Below are 15,299 nucleotides of genomic sequence, written 5' to 3'. Positions count from 1 at the left end.
GTCGAAGACCATGACCTGACCGGTGGCACGCAGGCCGACCTGGCCGTCAGCGCTGCCGATTTCGACCGTGGTGCGGTCCATCCGGGCGGCTTCCATCTGGCTGGCGATGGTGCGTTTCCAGATCAGGTCATACAGCGCGCGCTGATCCTTTTCCGAAATCCTGAGCCTGTCCGGCGACAGCGACATCTCCGTCGGGCGAATACATTCATGCGCCTCCTGCGCGTTCTTGGCCTTGTTCTTGTACATGCGCGGGCTTTTCGGCAGGTAATTTGCGCCGAACTTCGCCTTGATCGCGTCACGCGCGGCCATCACCGCCTCGGGTGCCATGTCGATGCCGTCGGTCCGCATATAGGTGATCAGCCCGGCCTCATAGAGCCGCTGCGCCGTCGACATGCAGGCGCGGGCACCAAGGCCGAGCTTGCGCGACGCCTCCTGCTGCAGGGTCGAAGTCATGAAGGGTGGCCAGGGATTGCGGCTGGCAGGCTTCGAGGTGACGCTTGAAACGGTCAGGTCGCGCGCGTCGATGGCCGACAGTGCCAGCCGCGCCTTTTCGGCGGTGGGAATATCGAAGCGTTCCAGCTTGTCGCCGGCAAGACTGACCAGCGTCGCGTCATATTCATCGCCGGAAGGGGTGGCGAGGCGGGCATGGACCGACCAGTATTCGCGGGGTTTGAAGGCCTCGATCTCCATCTCGCGTTCGACGATCAGGCGCAGCGTCACGGATTGCACCCGGCCCGCCGATTTCGCGCCCGGCAGCTTGCGCCACAGGACCGGCGACAGGTTGAAGCCGACCAGATAATCCAGCGCGCGGCGGGCCAGATAGGCATCGACCAGCGCCTGATCGATCTGGCGGGGCTGTTTCATCGCCTCGGTCACGGCGGATTTGGTGATCGCGTTAAAGGTGACGCGATTCACCTCGCTTCCCTTTTTCAGCGACGAGGCCAGAACCTGTTGCAGATGCCACGAAATCGCCTCGCCCTCGCGGTCGGGGTCGGTGGCCAGAATCAGGTTCGGGTCGTCCTTCAGCGCATCCTTGATCGCCTTGACATGCTTCTTGCTGTCGCTGGCGACCTGCCATTTCATGTCGAAGTCATGGTCAGGATCGACGCTGCCGTCCTTGGGCGGCAGGTCGCGGACATGGCCAAAGCTGGCCAGCACACGGTAGTCCTTACCAAGATATTTCTCGATGGTTTTCGCCTTTGCGGGCGATTCGACGACAACAACGGGCATTTAGACCTCGGACGATCCTTCAATGGGGCGGCAACATGAGTGCGCGAGGCCAGAGTGTCAACGGTCCGCAAGCGCGCCGGTTGAGGAAGGCGATGGATGCGCAAGCTCGATCAGGTTGCCGTCGGGGTCGCGCAGATACAGCGAAAGGACGGGTCCGGTCGCGCCTGTGCGGGCGACGGGGCCATCCTCGATCACAATCCCGGCAGCGGTCAGGGCGGCGGCGTTCCGCCGCGCCTCGCCCGCGACAAGAAAGCACAGATCGGCGGAACCGGGCGTCGGACGGGCTGCCTTGGGCAGAAATTCGCGCCCCGCCTGATGCAGGTTGATCTTCTGGTCGCCGAAATGCAGCGCCAGCCGCCCCTCGCCAAAGCTGCGCGCCTGCATGCCCAGAACGGTGGTGTAAAAGGCGACGGTCCGGTCCGGGTCGGCGACGGTCAGCACCAGATGGTCAAGCGACGCTATCCCGATCATTGCTTGTCTCCTGTCCTTGGTGTCGGGAAGGGTTTAGCACAAGGCAAGGCGTCCGCCAGCCAGTCTTGTCAGGCGGCCCTGCAATTCCAGCGACAGGATTGCGGCATTCGCGGTGGCGGCGGTCACGCCCAGTTCGCGGATCAAGTCGTTTTCCTCGGTAGGGCTGGGGGACAGGCGCGCGAGGATGCGTTCCTCCATCTGGACCGGTCCGCCCCCGTCGCCGGCGGGTTGCGGTACGGCGACGGGGCCGCCCTGAGCCGCCCTTGCGGGTGCTGCTTCGGGGGTATGATCATCGGCGGCCTGTGTCAGCGCCTCGGCCACATCGGCAGCGCTGCGCACCAGCGTGGCACCGTCGCGGATCAACTGGTTGCAGCCCGCCGCGCGCGCATCCATCGGATGACCGGGCACCGCCAGCACCTCGCGCCCCTGATCCAGCGCGTTCTTTGCAGTGATCAACGTGCCCGAGCGATGCGCGGCCTCAATCACCACCACGCCCTGCGACAGGCCCGAGATGATGCGGTTGCGGGTCGGGAAATGCCGGGCGGCGGGTTCGGTACCCGGCGGCTGTTCGGAAATCAGCGCGCCATTTTCGGCGATCTGGGCGGCCAGAACCACGTTTTCCGCCGGATAAATCACGTCCACGCCACCCGCCAGCACGGCAACGGTGCCGGTCGGCAGGGCGGCGTTATGGGCGGCCGTGTCGATGCCGCGCGCCAGACCGGCCACGACCGTGAACCCGGCCTCACCCAGACCCGCCGACAGCCCGCGTGCCATGCGCAGCCCCAGCGAAGAGGCATTGCGCGCCCCGATCACCGCGACGGGATTGCGGTTCAGCCAGGCCGGATCGCCCCGGACCCAAAGCACGGGCGGTGAGCCGTCAATTTCGCGCAGGGCCTGCGGATACAGTGGCGAATCGCAACGGATCAGCCGCGCGCCCGCCTTTCGCCCGGCCTTCAGTTCGGCTGCGGCTACACCTTCGGGGCAGGGGGTGTAGTCGGTCACGCCAGCCTGCGCCGCCACCTCGGGCAGGGCATCAAGCGCGGCCTTGACGCCGCCATGTTCGTTGACCAGCCGGTGAAAGGTTGCCGGTCCCACGCGGCGCGAGCGGATGAGACAGAGAAAACTGAGATCGTCATCCTTCGCGGTGGGTGGGGTTTTGGGGGTGCCGAAAGAAGCGAGCCCGGTATTCATGATGCCTCCGTCTCATCCAGACACCGGGATAACGGGGCAATGGTTAAGATAAGGTTATCGCAAGCCGAAAAGATCCATCCAGACGACCCTGACGAAGGACCGGCCCCCGGCCCTCTGCCGGTCCTGTTTTGCCACGGACGCAGCCACCGGGCCGCATTCAGGGCCGCCGGTGTCAGGCAGCGGAACCGCCCACCGTCAGCCCGCCGATCATCAGCGTGGGCTGACCCACACCGACCGGCACCCATTGCCCCTGCTTGCCGCAATTGCCGATGCCGGGGTCAAGCGACATGTCATTTCCGACCGCGCGAATCTGCTTCATCGCGGTTGCGCCATCCCCGATCAGCGTCGCGCCGCGAATCGGGTCTCCGACGATCCCGTTCCTGACGCGGTAAGCCTCGGTGCAGGAAAAGACGAATTTGCCGTTGGTGATGTCAACCTGCCCCCCGCCGAAGCCCACAGCATAGATGCCGTCCTTCAGGTCGGCCAGAATCGCCGCCGGATCGGCATCGCCGCCAGGCATGTAGGTGTTGGTCATGCGCGGCATGGGCGTATGGGCAAAGCTTTGACGGCGGCCATTGCCGGTCGGCGCGACGCCCATCAGCCGGGCATTCTGCCGATCCTGCATATAGCCCACCAGAATCCCGTCCTCGATCAGTATATTGCGGCCCGGAGGGGTACCCTCGTCATCGACGCTGAGACTGCCGCGCCGGTCCGGAATGGTGCCGTCATCGACCACCGTAACACCAGGCGCGGCGACGCGCTGTCCCATCAGCCCGGCAAAGGCGCTGGCCTTCTTGCGATTGAAATCACCCTCAAGCCCGTGGCCCACTGCCTCGTGCAGCAGGATGCCGGGCCAGCCGGGACCAAGCACAACGTCCATCACGCCCGCAGGTGCCGGGACCGAGCGCAGATTGACCAGCGCGATGCGCAACGCCTCGTCCACGGCAGCCTGCCACGAGGCGGGTTCCATCAGCCCGGCCAGCGAAATGCGCCCGCCGCCGCCGTGATTGCCTGATTCGCGGCGGTCGTTGTTTTCGACGATGACCGCGACATTCAATCGCGCCATGGGCCGGATATCCGTGACCAGCCCGCCCTCGGGGCGCAGGATAGCGACCTCTTGCAGGGATGAGGTGATCGAGGCCGTCACCTGCACCACACGGGGATCCTTGCCCCGCGCATAGGCGTCGATTTCGCGCAGCAATGCGATGCGGCTGGCGATGGAAATGCCCTCGGCAGGGTCTATGGCAGCGTAAAGCGGCTGACGGGTCACGGGCGGCGCATCGGCCAGGGTCGCGCCCCCCGCCCCCACCGCAAGGCGCGCGGTTGCTGCGGCACGGCGCAACGATGCCTCGCTGATGTCCGTCGAATGCGCATAGCCCGCGACCTCGCCGCGCACGGCGCGCAGGCCAAAGCCCTGCCCGGCGGTATAACCCGAATTGTGCAGCCGGCCGTCGTCGAAGACCAGCGTTTCCAGGACCGAGCGTTCCAGAAACAGCTCTCCGTCATCGGCCCCGGCAACGGCGTCGCGCAGGATTGCCAGCGCGTTGTCGCGGTCAAGATGACAGGCGAAGGGATCAAAGCGGTCTTGGCTCATGCCATGGCTCCTTTCAGGGGCGGGACCGGCCTTGGAAAGGTGCGAATTTCACTTTCCGGCCCGCTATCTCTTGCCGGTGAGGCAAGATCATGGTCTTAGAGGGAATGATACAGAAGGAAAAGGGTTGCCGTCGGCAGCCGATTCGGTCGTATGGCCGTGTTAACGCTTCGGGAGGTAAGTATGGCGACAGCTACGATTCGCCGCATGGTCGCAACGGTTTCGGGTTTCGCGATGATGGGAATGGCGACCGGGGCCGTCTGGGCGCAGGAATCCCTGGGCGATCTGCCATCGATCGGCAAGCCGCATGCCGCCGGTCTGGGCTTTCAGGAGGCCGTGACCGAGATTGCCCGTGACCAGCAATGGCTGGATTATTTCGTGCTGATCATCATCACCGTCATTACGCTGTTCGTCTGTGCGTTGCTGCTGATCGTGATCCTGCGCTTTAACAGCCGGGTAAATCCGGTGCCGTCGAAATTCACCCATAACACGCCCGTCGAAATCGCCTGGACGTTGATTCCCGTGCTGATCCTTGTCTGCATCGGCGCCTTCTCGCTGCCGGCGCTGTTTCGCAGCCAGGAAATGCCGGAAAATCCGGATGTCGTGGTCAAGGCCATCGGGAACCAGTGGTACTGGTCCTACGAATATCCCGAAAACGACATCGACTTCGAATCGTACATGCTGGAAAAGGACAAACTGGCCGAGAACGGTTACAGCGAGGATGAATATCTGCTGGCGACCGACAATGCGGTGGTGGTGCCGGTCGGCAAGACCGTGCTGTTGCAGGTGACGGCAACTGACGTCATCCACAGCTGGACCATCCCGGCCTTCGCGATCAAGCAGGACGCCGTGCCGGGCCGGATCGCGCAGGCATGGTTCAATGTCGAAAAGGAAGGCGTGTATTTCGGTCAGTGCAGCGAATTGTGCGGCATCAATCACGCCTATATGCCCATCGTCGTCAAGGCCGTCGCACCCGAGAAATATGCCGCATGGGTGGCCGAACAGGGCGGCACCATGCCGGCCGAACAGCAGGCGGCGCTTGGTCTGACCTCCGGCGCGGACGCGACCCGGCTGGCCAGGGCCGACTGAGCAGCAGGGTAAAGACAACGCGCGATGTCCGGGATTCACGCATATGAAGCTGCCCCCGAGGCTGAGTTTCGCGATTATGTCGCGCTGCTGAAGCCTCGGGTGATGTCGCTGGTGGTGTTCACGGCCTTTGTCGGGCTGTTCATCGCCCCGGTCCCGGTGCATCCCTTCATCGCCTTCTGCGCGGTGCTGTTCATTGCGCTTGGCGGGGGCGCGTCGGGCGCGCTGAACATGTGGTACGATGCGGATATCGATGCGGTGATGCACCGCACGCGCAACCGGCCCATCCCGGCAGGCCGCGTCGAAGGGGGCGAGGCGCTGGCCCTTGGCATCGCGCTGTCGGGCCTTGCGGTGATGATGCTGGGGCTGGTGGCGAACTGGTTCGCCGCCGGGTTTCTGGCCTTTACCATCTTTTTCTATGTCGTGATCTACACGATCTGGCTGAAACGCTGGACACCGCAAAATATCGTGATCGGTGGCGCTGCCGGGGCCTTTCCTCCGATGATTGGCTGGGCCTGCGCGACCGGCGGGATCAGCGTCGAATCGCTGCTGATGTTCGCGCTGATCTTTTTCTGGACGCCGCCGCATTTTTGGGCGCTGGCGCTGTTCATGAAAGAGGATTACCACAAGGCGGGCGTGCCGATGCTGACGGTCACGCATGGCCGCACCGCCACCCGCCGCCATATCTTTGCCTATACGCTGGTTCTGGCGCCCTTCGCGGTCTGGCTGGGGCTGACCCCGGTCGGCGGGCCGGTCTATCTGGCTGCGGCTCTGGCGTTGAACGCGCTGTTCATTCGCGGCGGCTGGCAGGTGCTGCGCCGGACCGAGGATGCCGCCGCCGCCGATGGTTATGCGGTCGAGAAACGTGTGTTCCGGCTGTCGCTGTACTACCTGTCCCTGCATTTCCTTGCGCTTCTGGTGCAAAGCTGGGTCGGGGGCTGGTGATGGCGCTGCATGTCGAACATGAAATCCATCGCCGCCGCCGGTCGCGCAATGTCGGGCTGGGGCTGGTGCTGGTCTGTTTTGTGGCGCTGGTCTTTGGGCTGAGTATCGTCAAGGTCACTCAGGGCGACTTGATGGAGGCGTTCGACCACCAGCCTCGTGTCTCGATCACGCCGATTGAACCCGTGGCGGAGGGTGGCCAATGAACCGCAATACGCGCACCGTCCTGTCGCTGATCGGTGTCGTAATCTCGATGGGCGCGCTGTCGTGGGCCGCAGTGCCGTTCTATAGCTGGTTTTGCAGCGTGACCGGCTTTGGCGGCACGACGCAGGTTTCCGCCGCAGCGCCTGACAAGGTTCTGGATCAGGTCGTGCGCGTGCGCTTTGACGCCAATGTGGACAAGGATCTGGGCTGGACCTTCCGTCCGATGCAAACCAAGATGGATGTGCGCATCGGTCAGGACGCGATGGCCTGGTACGAGGCGATCAACAATACCGACCAGACGATCACCGGCACCGCCAGCTATAATGTCGCGCCCGAGGTCTCGGGCTATTACTTCGACAAGATTCAGTGCTTCTGCTTTACCGAGCAGACGCTGAAACCGGGCGAGCGGGTGGAAATGCCCGTCAGCTTTTACGTCGATCCCGAAATCATCGAGGATCCGGATGCCAGTTGGGTCAGGGATATCACCCTGTCCTATACCTTTCACCTGACCCAGCCGAAGCAGGCCGCGCTTGACACCGCGCCGGTCGCCACGGTGAACTGAACCAGAGAAGCCCAGGGGGACACGCGTATGGCGCATGCAAAGAACCACGACTATCACATTCTTCCGCCATCCATCTGGCCCTTCATCGGAGCCGTTTCCGCATTTCTGATGCTGTTCGGCGCGGTTGGCTGGATGAGTGCGGACGACGTGCATCTGTTCTGGATCCCGGTTTCGGGGCCGTGGCTGTTTCTGATGGGCTTTGTAGCGGTGCTGTACACCATGTATAGCTGGTGGGCTGATGTCATCGACGAGGGGAACGAGGGCGATCACACCCCGGTCGTGCGGATCGGCCTGCAATATGGCTTTATCCTGTTCATCATCTCTGAGGTGATGTTCTTCGTCGCGTGGTTCTGGAACTTTATCAAGAACGCGATGTACCCGATGGGGCCGCTTAGCCCGATCAAGGATGGCGTCTGGCCGCCCGAAGGTATCGTGACCTTCGATCCGTGGCATCTGCCGCTGATCAACACGCTGATCCTGCTGCTGTCGGGCGTCGCCGTGACTTGGGCGCACCATGCCTTCGTGCATGAAAACGACCGCAAGACCACCATCAACGGCCTGATCATCGCGATCATTCTGGGGGTCTGCTTTTCGATCCTGCAAGCCTATGAATACAGCCATGCCGCCTTTGGGCTGGCCGACACTTCCTATGCCAGCGCCTTCTATCTGGCGACTGGCTTTCACGGCTTCCATGTGATCATCGGGACGATCTTTTTGGCCGTCTGCCTGTTCCGCTTTGTGCGTGGCGATATGACTCAGGACCAGCATGTCGGCTTTGAAGCCGCCGCTTGGTACTGGCATTTCGTTGATGTGGTCTGGCTGTTCCTGTTTGCCGTGGTCTATATCTGGGGAAGCTGATCCCCCGGTCATGCTGCGAGGCGCGCGGGGCTGGCCTCCGCGCGTTTTTCATTGGTGAATAGCCAAGAGCGACTGATGAAGCGATATCTTTTCCCGGCCCTTCTGGGCATTGTCGGCTGTGCGATTCTGATCAATCTGGGCCTGTGGCAATTGCGCCGTCTGGACTGGAAAGAGGGTATGCTTGCCGAAATCCAGACCCGTATCGACGCGTCCGCCGTGCCTCTGCCGGCGCAGGTCGATCCGTCGATGAAATACATGCCCGTGACGGTCAGCGGCACCACCACGGGGCAGGAAATCGACGTGTTGTCCGGGACGCGCGAACAGGGCGGCGGCTATCAGGTTGTCGCGGGCTTTGTCACCGATGACGGGCGGCGCATCATGGTGGATCGCGGGTTCGTGCCGCAGGAACTGCATCGCATCGAGCGCGGCCCGACGCGGCTGACCATCCGCGGCAATCTGCACTGGCCGCAGGAACATGGCAGCGCCACCCCGGCACCGAACCTGACCGAAAATGTCTGGTTCGCCCGCGATGTGCCCGATATGGCGCGGCAACTTGACACCCTGCCGGTCCTTGTCGTCGCCAGTCTTGTTCAGGGCGACGCGCAGGGGGTTCAGCCGGTCCCCGTCGCCATCGAGGGGATTCCGAACAACCATCTGTCCTATGCGATGCAATGGTTCTTGATCGCGATTGCCTGGGCAGGGATGACAGTCGGGTTGATCTGGCGTATCAGGCAGCGTCAATATTAAGGAATGGCGATGCGTTATGTCTCGACGAGGGGGCAGGCCCCGGTTCTGAATTTTGAACAGGCAATGCTGTCCGGGCTGGCCCGTGACGGCGGGTTGTACCTGCCCGAGAGTGTGCCCGCCTTTTCCGGTCTCGAAACGCTGGACGGTCTGCCCTACGAAGAGATCGCCTTTCGTGTCATCCGCCCCTTTACCGGTGACAGCTTTACCGAAGAAGAACTGCGCGGCGCGATTTTTCGGGCCTATGCGCGGATCAGCCATGCGGCAAGGGCGCCACTGGTGCAGCTTGCGCCCGGCCATCACCTGCTGGAGCTGTTTCACGGGCCGACGCTGGCCTTCAAGGATTTTGCGATGCAATTGATCGCGCAGCTTTTTCAGATCGCGCTGAAGCGGTCTGGGCAGCGGATCACCATCGTGGGCGCGACCTCGGGCGATACCGGCAGCGCCGCGATAGAGGCGTTTCGCGGCATCGACAATGTGGATGTGTTCATCATGTTCCCTCATGGCCGCGTCAGCGAGGTGCAGCGCCGCCAGATGACCACGCCCGACGCGCCGAATGTCCACGCTCTGGCCGTGGATGGTCATTTCGACGATTGTCAGGCGCGGCTGAAGGATCTGTTCAACGATCACGCCTTCCGTGACCGTGTCGGGCTGGCGGGCGTGAACAGCATCAACTGGGCGCGGGTCGTGGCGCAGATTGTCTATTACTTTACTGCCGCCGCCAGCCTTGGCATGCGCGAGACGGATTTCACCGTTCCTACCGGCAATTTCGGCGACATCTTTGCAGGCAGCATGGCGCGGGCCATGGGCCTGCCGATCCGCCGCCTGATCGTCGCGACCAACCAGAACGACATCCTGCACCGCGCGCTGAGCACCGGCGAATACCGTGTGGGCGAGGTGCATCCTTCGATCAGCCCCTCGATGGATATTCAGGTCAGCTCAAATTTTGAACGGGCGCTGTTTCTGGCCTATGGCGGCGATGCAGGCGCGATCAGGCAGTTGATGGACGAGATGAAATCCGGCGGCTTCACGATCAGCCAGGGGGCGTTGCAGGCGCTGCGCGGGCAATATGCCTCGGGGCGGGTATCCGAAGCCGACACGCTTGCCATGATCCGCACCATCCGCGACGAGACGGGCGAAATCCTGTGCCCGCACAGTGCTGTGGGCGTCGCCGTGGCGCGGCAATATCTGGAACCAGGCGTGCCGATGGTGACGTTGGCCACGGCGCATCCTGCGAAATTCCCGGATGCGGTGCAGGATGCCGCGGGCATTCGCCCCGCCCTGCCGCCGCATATGGAAAACCTGTTCGATCTGCCCGAACGTGTGACGCGGGTCGGCAATGACGTCAACCCCCTCAAGACCCTGATTCTTGATCGGAGAGCCAATTGACCACAGCCCCCTCAGTCCGCCTGAACACCCTGCCCAACGGCTTGCGCGTTGCCACCCGCCAGATGCCGGGCCTGCATTCCGCCGCGCTTGGTATCTGGATCAGCGCCGGTGGCCGGAACGAAAGGGCAGAGCAGAACGGCATTGCGCATTTTCTGGAACATATGGCCTTCAAGGGCACCAGCAAGCGGACAGCGCTGCAAATCGCCGAGACGATCGAGGATGTCGGAGGCTTTATCAACGCCTATACCTCGCGCGATGCGACGGCCTATTACGTGCGGGTGCTGAAGGACGATGTTGATCTGGCCTTTGATGTGATTTCCGACATCGTCCTGAACCCGATCTTCGACGAGCGCGAGATCGAGGTGGAGCGCGGGGTGATCCTGCAGGAAATCGGGCAGTCGCTGGACACGCCCGACGATGTGATCTTTGACTGGCTGCAAGAGGCCGCCTATCCCGACCAGCCCATCGGCCGCACGATTTTGGGCCCGGTGGAATGCGTCAGCCGGTTTGGCCGCGCCGATCTGTCAGGGTTCGTGTCCGAACATTACGGGCCGGGTCAGATGGTTATCGCGGCGGCAGGGGCGGTGGATCACGACCGTATCCTGCGGCTGGCCGAGGCCGCGTTTGGCCATCTGCCCGCGCTGCAACAGACCGGACGCGAAGGAGCCGTGTGGCAGGGCCGCGAAATGCGTCGCGTCAAGGATCTGGAACAGGCGCATTTCGCGCTTGCGCTTGAGGGGCCGGGATATCTTGCGCCCGATTACTATGCCGCGCAGATCTTTGCGGCGGCGCTTGGGGGGGGCATGTCGTCGCGGCTGTTCCAGAAAATCCGGGAAGAGCGCGGGCTGTGCTATACGATCTTTGCGCAGGCGGGGTTTCACGACGATACGGGTATGCTGACCATCTATGCCGGAACCGGTGGCGAGGATATCGCCGATCTGGCCCAATTGACCATAGACGAGCTGAAACGCGCGGCGTCGGACATGACCGAGGCGGAAATCCAGCGCGCCAGGGCGCAGCTTCGGTCCAGCCTGCTGATGGGGCTTGAAAGCCCTTCCGCCCAGGCCGAGCGTATCGCGCGGATGCTGGCGATCTGGGGGCGGGTGCCCGACGCGGCCGAGGTGGCCGACCAGATCGCTGCCGTCAGCCTTGGCGATGTGCGCGCCCATGCGGAACGGCTGATCGGGCAGGCCCGCCCTGCGCTTGCGCTTTACGGTCCGGTCGCCTCGGCACCAACGCGCGAGGCGCTGGCGGAAAGGCTTGCTGCCTGATGTTCATGCGGCGGCGACCGATCCGGCTTGAGGCCGAGCGGATCGTCCTCCGTCTGCCTGCGCATTCCGATTACAACGCATGGACAGCGCTGCGAATCGAAAGCCGGGAGTTTCTGACCCCGTGGGAACCGGTCTGGTCCACCGATCATCTGTCGCGCAAGCGTTTCACCAACCGCGTCTACTGGGCGGCACGGGCCAGCACCAACGGCACCGCGCTGCCGCTGTTCCTGCTGCGCCGCGACGGGGTGTTGCTGGGTGCGATCACGATGGATAATATCCGCCGCGGCCCTGCGCAGACCGGGACCATCGGTTACTGGATCGGCAAGCCCTTCGCGCGTCAGGGCTATATGCGCGAGGCGATCGGGGCGCTGGTCCATTACGCCTTTACGCAACTGGACCTGTCGCGGATCGAGGCCGCCTGTCTGCCCGAAAACCTTGCCTCACGCGGGGTGCTGGAACGGTCGGGTTTCAAATATGAAGGCGTTGCACAAAGCTATCTTCAGATCAACGGGCGTTGGCGGAATCACGTCCTCTATTCGAACCTGCGCAGCGACCGGCGCGGGCGCAGCGATGCACGGTGACAGACCGAAAGGAAAGATCATGGCTTTGAACCCGGCGACCGAAACGCTTGCATCGCAGCTTCCGGCGGGGGTTCTGCGCGAGGTCGCGCCCGCCTATCTTGAAGAGCCAAGGGGCAGGTTCCACGGTCAGGCCGGTCTGGTCGCCGCGCCGCACGATGTGGATGAGGCGGCGGCGGTGATCCGGGCCTGCGTCGCCGCGCGGGTGGCGGTGGTGCCGCGCGGGGGCGGGACCGGGCTGGTCGGCGGGCAGGTGATGCCCGACGGCCCCGCGCCTCTGATCCTGTCGCTGGAACGGATGACGGCGATCCGCGACGTGTTTCCCGAAGAATCCGTGTTGGTGGCCGAGGCTGGCGCGACCCTGCAACATGTGCGCGACGCGGCCTCGGATGCGGGCCGACAGTTTCCCCTGTCGCTGGCAGCGCAGGGGACCGCGCAGATCGGAGGGGTTTTGTCCACCAATGCCGGCGGGGTGAATGTGCTGCGTTACGGCAATGCCCGCGCCCTGTGTCTGGGGATCGAGGCCGTGTTGCCCTCGGGCGAGGTGATGCATGACCTCAAACGGCTGCGAAAGGACAATACCGGCTATGACCTGCGCGACCTGCTGATTGGTGCCGAGGGGACGCTGGGGGTCATCACGGCGGCCTCGCTGGTGCTTGCGCCTGTGCCGCCAGAAAGCGGAGTGGCGATGCTGGTCGTCGAAAGCCCTGCCGCCGCGTTACGTCTGCTGGCCCTGGCGCAGGAACGGATGGCCGGGGGTGTCACCGCGTTCGAGCTGATCTCGGGCGTGGGGCTGGATTTTCTGGCCGATCATTTTCCCCAGCTTCGCCAGCCCTTTGCGCATCGCCCCGACTGGCTGGTGCTGATCGAGATCGGGCTGCCCGCCGGGCAGGCTGCCGATGACGCGCTTGAGGGGCTGTTCCTCGCCGGGGCCGAGGCCGGGCTGGTCAGTGACGGCGTGATCGCGCAATCCGGGCAGCAGGCGGCGGAATTGTGGTCGTTGCGTGAGCATATTCCGCTGGCCAACCGCGCGGAGGGTGCAATTGCCAGCCATGACATCAGCCTGCCCCTGTCGGGGATTGCCGCCTTCATTGCCGACGCGCAGGCCATGCTGGCGGAACTGGCCGATTTGCGGATCAACTGCTTTGGCCATCTGGGCGACGGAAACCTGCATTTCAACCTGTTTCCCGCTGCGGGCCGCCCGCATCGGGACTATGCCGAAATCCGCCGCGACCTGTCGCGTGCCGTGCATCAGATGGTGGTTTCGCGCGGCGGGTCGTTTTCCGCAGAACACGGGGTCGGGCGACTGAAGGTCGAGGATCTGGCGCGATGGGGCGATTCGGCGCGGTTGACGGCCATGCGGGCGATCAAGCACGCGCTTGATCCCTTGGGTATCATGAATCCGGGCGCGATTTTTCCATTGTGATGACGATTTGAGCAATTTTTCCTTAGTAATTGCGCGCTAAGAGGGCATGATCACCCCAAAAGAGGGAGGGAAGAATGAGCCAGCTTGGCAAGACTGTCCGGGCATTTGTCCATAAACGCGAACGGTATGTGCCCTTCGCGATTGCGGTTCTGATGATCCCCCTTGGTCTGGGCCTGTTTGGCATCGCGCCGATTTTTGGCACGGTGGTGGCAGTTCTGGGGCTGACCGGCACGGCGATGGGGATCTATGACCTGAACCAGACCCATCACGCGCTGATGCGGAACTATCCGCTGGCGTCGCGCATGCGCTATCTTCTGGAACATTTCCGCCCCGAGATCCGGCAGTATTTCGTCGAGGACGATCACGCCGAAACGCCCTTTTCGCGGGAACAGCGGGCGGTGGTCTATCGTCGCGCCAAGGGGATCGAGGGGGTGCGCCCCTTCGGGACGCTGTGCAATGTCTATGCCGAAGGCTATGAATGGTTGAACCATTCGCTGTCCACCACGCATCTGCCGGGACAGGATTTCCGGCTGCGGGTCGGCGGGCCGGATTGCAAGCGGCCCTATGAAAGTTCGGTCGTGAATATCTCGGGCATGTCCTACGGCGCGTTGTCTCCCCACGCGATCGAGGCGCTGAACCGCGCTGCAAAGGCGGGCGGCTTTGCCCATACTACGGGCGAAGGTTCGATTTCACGGTTTCACCGGATGGGCGGCGATCTGATCTGGCAGATCGGCTCGGGCTATTTCGGTTGCCGCAATTCCGATGGCAGCTTTTGCCCCGCGCGTTTCGCCGAGAATGCGGCTGATGATGCGGTCAAGATGATCGAGATCAAGCTGAGCCAGGGTGCCAAGCCCGGTCATGGCGGCATCCTGCCCGGTGCCAAGGTGACAGAGGCAATCGCCGAGGCGCGGGGCGTGCCGGTGGGGCATGCCTGTGTCAGCCCCTCGTCGCATTCCGCCTTTTCAAGCCCGCGCGAATTGTGTGATTTCATCGCGCAGTTGCGGCAGCTTTCGGATGGCAAGCCCATCGGCGTCAAGCTGTGCGTGGGTCATCCCTGGGAATGGTTCGCCATGGCCAAGGCGTTTCACCAGACGGGCGTCGCGCCGGATTTCATCGTCGTGGACGGTGCCGAGGGTGGCACGGGCGCGGCCCCGGTCGAGTTTGCCGACCACAAGGGCGCGCCGCTGCGCGAGGGGCTGATGCTGGTCCATAATACCCTGCTGGGTCTGGGTATCCGCGACCGGATCAAGGTGATCGCCTCGGGCAAGATCATCACCGCATTCGATATCTGCCGAATCTCGGCACTGGGCGCGGATGGCGTGAACATGGCGCGCGGCTTCATGTTTGCCATCGGTTGCATTCAGGCCCAGTCCTGCCACACTGGTATGTGCCCGACCGGCATCGCCACGCAGGATCCGGGGCGCTACAAGGCGCTGGTCGTGCCCGACAAGGCCGAGCGTGCGGCGCGGTTCCACGCCGCGACGATGTTCGCGCTGAAAGAAGCCTGCGAAAGCTCGGGGTTGCATCACCCGCAGGAGTTCACGCCGCATCACCTGATGATCCGCACCAGCCCGCGCGAGGTCCGCTCGGCCGCCAGCCTTTATGACTGGCTGAAACCGGGCTCGCTGCTGGCCGGTGAGGTCGGGCATCCGGCTTTTGCGAAATACTGGGACGAGGCCGGAATCGACAGTTGGAACATGACTCGTGGTTCCGCAGAGGCCCAGCCCGCGATGGCCTCGCAGGAGGTTGCATGAGG

Annotated in this window: 15 protein-coding genes; 11 read left to right on the top strand and 4 right to left on the bottom strand. The window is 63.5% G+C overall.

The window, feature by feature from the left end:
* The 4 genes from topA to tldD form a co-directional block, all read right to left on the bottom strand.
* Positions 1 to 1,230 (bottom strand): type I DNA topoisomerase (gene topA / locus ACK5L9_RS10820; protein ID WP_416911475.1); only part of this gene is annotated, 1,230 nt, incomplete at its 3' end.
* A 57-nt stretch (positions 1,231 to 1,287) separates the two neighbouring features.
* Positions 1,288 to 1,701 carry a VOC family protein gene (locus ACK5L9_RS10815; RefSeq protein ID WP_416911474.1) on the bottom strand — a complete coding sequence of 138 codons (414 nt, stop codon included), beginning with the start codon at positions 1,699 to 1,701 and terminating at the stop codon, positions 1,288 to 1,290.
* Positions 1,702 to 1,734: 33 nt separating this feature from the next.
* Complete coding sequence (gene dprA, locus ACK5L9_RS10810) at positions 1,735 to 2,892, bottom strand: DNA-processing protein DprA (protein WP_416911473.1); 1,158 nt, start codon at positions 2,890 to 2,892, stop codon at positions 1,735 to 1,737.
* A gap of 172 nt (positions 2,893 to 3,064) precedes the next feature.
* Positions 3,065 to 4,486, bottom strand: a complete 1,422-nt coding sequence (gene tldD, locus ACK5L9_RS10805) for a metalloprotease TldD (RefSeq protein ID WP_416911472.1) — start codon at positions 4,484 to 4,486, stop codon at positions 3,065 to 3,067.
* A 180-nt stretch (positions 4,487 to 4,666) separates the two neighbouring features.
* Here tldD and coxB point away from each other — a divergent pair, with 180 nt between their 5' ends.
* From coxB to ACK5L9_RS10750, 11 genes are all read left to right on the top strand, one after another.
* Positions 4,667 to 5,572, top strand: coding sequence for a cytochrome c oxidase subunit II (coxB, locus tag ACK5L9_RS10800; RefSeq protein WP_416911471.1), 906 nt, complete (start codon positions 4,667 to 4,669; stop codon positions 5,570 to 5,572).
* A gap of 24 nt (positions 5,573 to 5,596) precedes the next feature.
* A complete protein-coding gene (gene cyoE, locus ACK5L9_RS10795; RefSeq protein ID WP_416911470.1) occupies positions 5,597 to 6,514 on the top strand; it encodes a heme o synthase in 918 nt (305 codons plus the stop codon).
* On the top strand, positions 6,514 to 6,717 hold the full coding sequence (locus tag ACK5L9_RS10790) for a hypothetical protein (RefSeq protein WP_416911469.1): 204 nt from the start codon (positions 6,514 to 6,516) through the stop codon (positions 6,715 to 6,717). The genes cyoE and ACK5L9_RS10790 overlap by 1 nt, the downstream gene beginning before the upstream one ends.
* Positions 6,714 to 7,277 carry a cytochrome c oxidase assembly protein gene (locus tag ACK5L9_RS10785; RefSeq protein WP_416911468.1) on the top strand — a complete coding sequence of 188 codons (564 nt, stop codon included), beginning with the start codon at positions 6,714 to 6,716 and terminating at the stop codon, positions 7,275 to 7,277. Before ACK5L9_RS10790 ends, ACK5L9_RS10785 begins: the two co-directional genes overlap by 4 nt.
* 27 nt (positions 7,278 to 7,304) lie before the next feature.
* Positions 7,305 to 8,135, top strand: a complete 831-nt coding sequence (locus ACK5L9_RS10780) for a cytochrome c oxidase subunit 3 (RefSeq protein WP_416911467.1) — start codon at positions 7,305 to 7,307, stop codon at positions 8,133 to 8,135.
* Positions 8,136 to 8,210: 75 nt separating this feature from the next.
* Positions 8,211 to 8,882, top strand: coding sequence for an SURF1 family protein (locus tag ACK5L9_RS10775; RefSeq protein WP_416911466.1), 672 nt, complete (start codon positions 8,211 to 8,213; stop codon positions 8,880 to 8,882).
* Positions 8,883 to 8,891: 9 nt separating this feature from the next.
* The gene (thrC, locus tag ACK5L9_RS10770; protein WP_416911465.1) at positions 8,892 to 10,268 is read left to right on the top strand and encodes a threonine synthase; all 1,377 of its coding nucleotides are present in this window, start codon (positions 8,892 to 8,894) and stop codon (positions 10,266 to 10,268) included.
* Complete coding sequence (locus ACK5L9_RS10765) at positions 10,265 to 11,539, top strand: M16 family metallopeptidase (RefSeq protein ID WP_416911464.1); 1,275 nt, start codon at positions 10,265 to 10,267, stop codon at positions 11,537 to 11,539. Before thrC ends, ACK5L9_RS10765 begins: the two co-directional genes overlap by 4 nt.
* On the top strand, positions 11,539 to 12,120 hold the full coding sequence (locus ACK5L9_RS10760; protein WP_416911463.1) for a GNAT family N-acetyltransferase: 582 nt from the start codon (positions 11,539 to 11,541) through the stop codon (positions 12,118 to 12,120). The genes ACK5L9_RS10765 and ACK5L9_RS10760 overlap by 1 nt, the downstream gene beginning before the upstream one ends.
* A gap of 19 nt (positions 12,121 to 12,139) precedes the next feature.
* Positions 12,140 to 13,543 carry an FAD-binding oxidoreductase gene (locus ACK5L9_RS10755; protein WP_416911462.1) on the top strand — a complete coding sequence of 468 codons (1,404 nt, stop codon included), beginning with the start codon at positions 12,140 to 12,142 and terminating at the stop codon, positions 13,541 to 13,543.
* Between the two features lie 74 nt (positions 13,544 to 13,617).
* A complete protein-coding gene (locus ACK5L9_RS10750) occupies positions 13,618 to 15,297 on the top strand; it encodes an FMN-binding glutamate synthase family protein (protein ID WP_416911461.1) in 1,680 nt (559 codons plus the stop codon).
* Positions 15,298 to 15,299 lie beyond the last annotated feature (2 nt).

Source organism: Paracoccus sp. (in: a-proteobacteria), assembly GCF_047973135.1.
In the GTDB taxonomy this organism is placed as follows: domain Bacteria; phylum Pseudomonadota; class Alphaproteobacteria; order Rhodobacterales; family Rhodobacteraceae; genus Paracoccus.
Note: the sequence above shows the minus strand (reverse complement) of the source record. Positions and strands in the feature narration are given on the sequence as shown.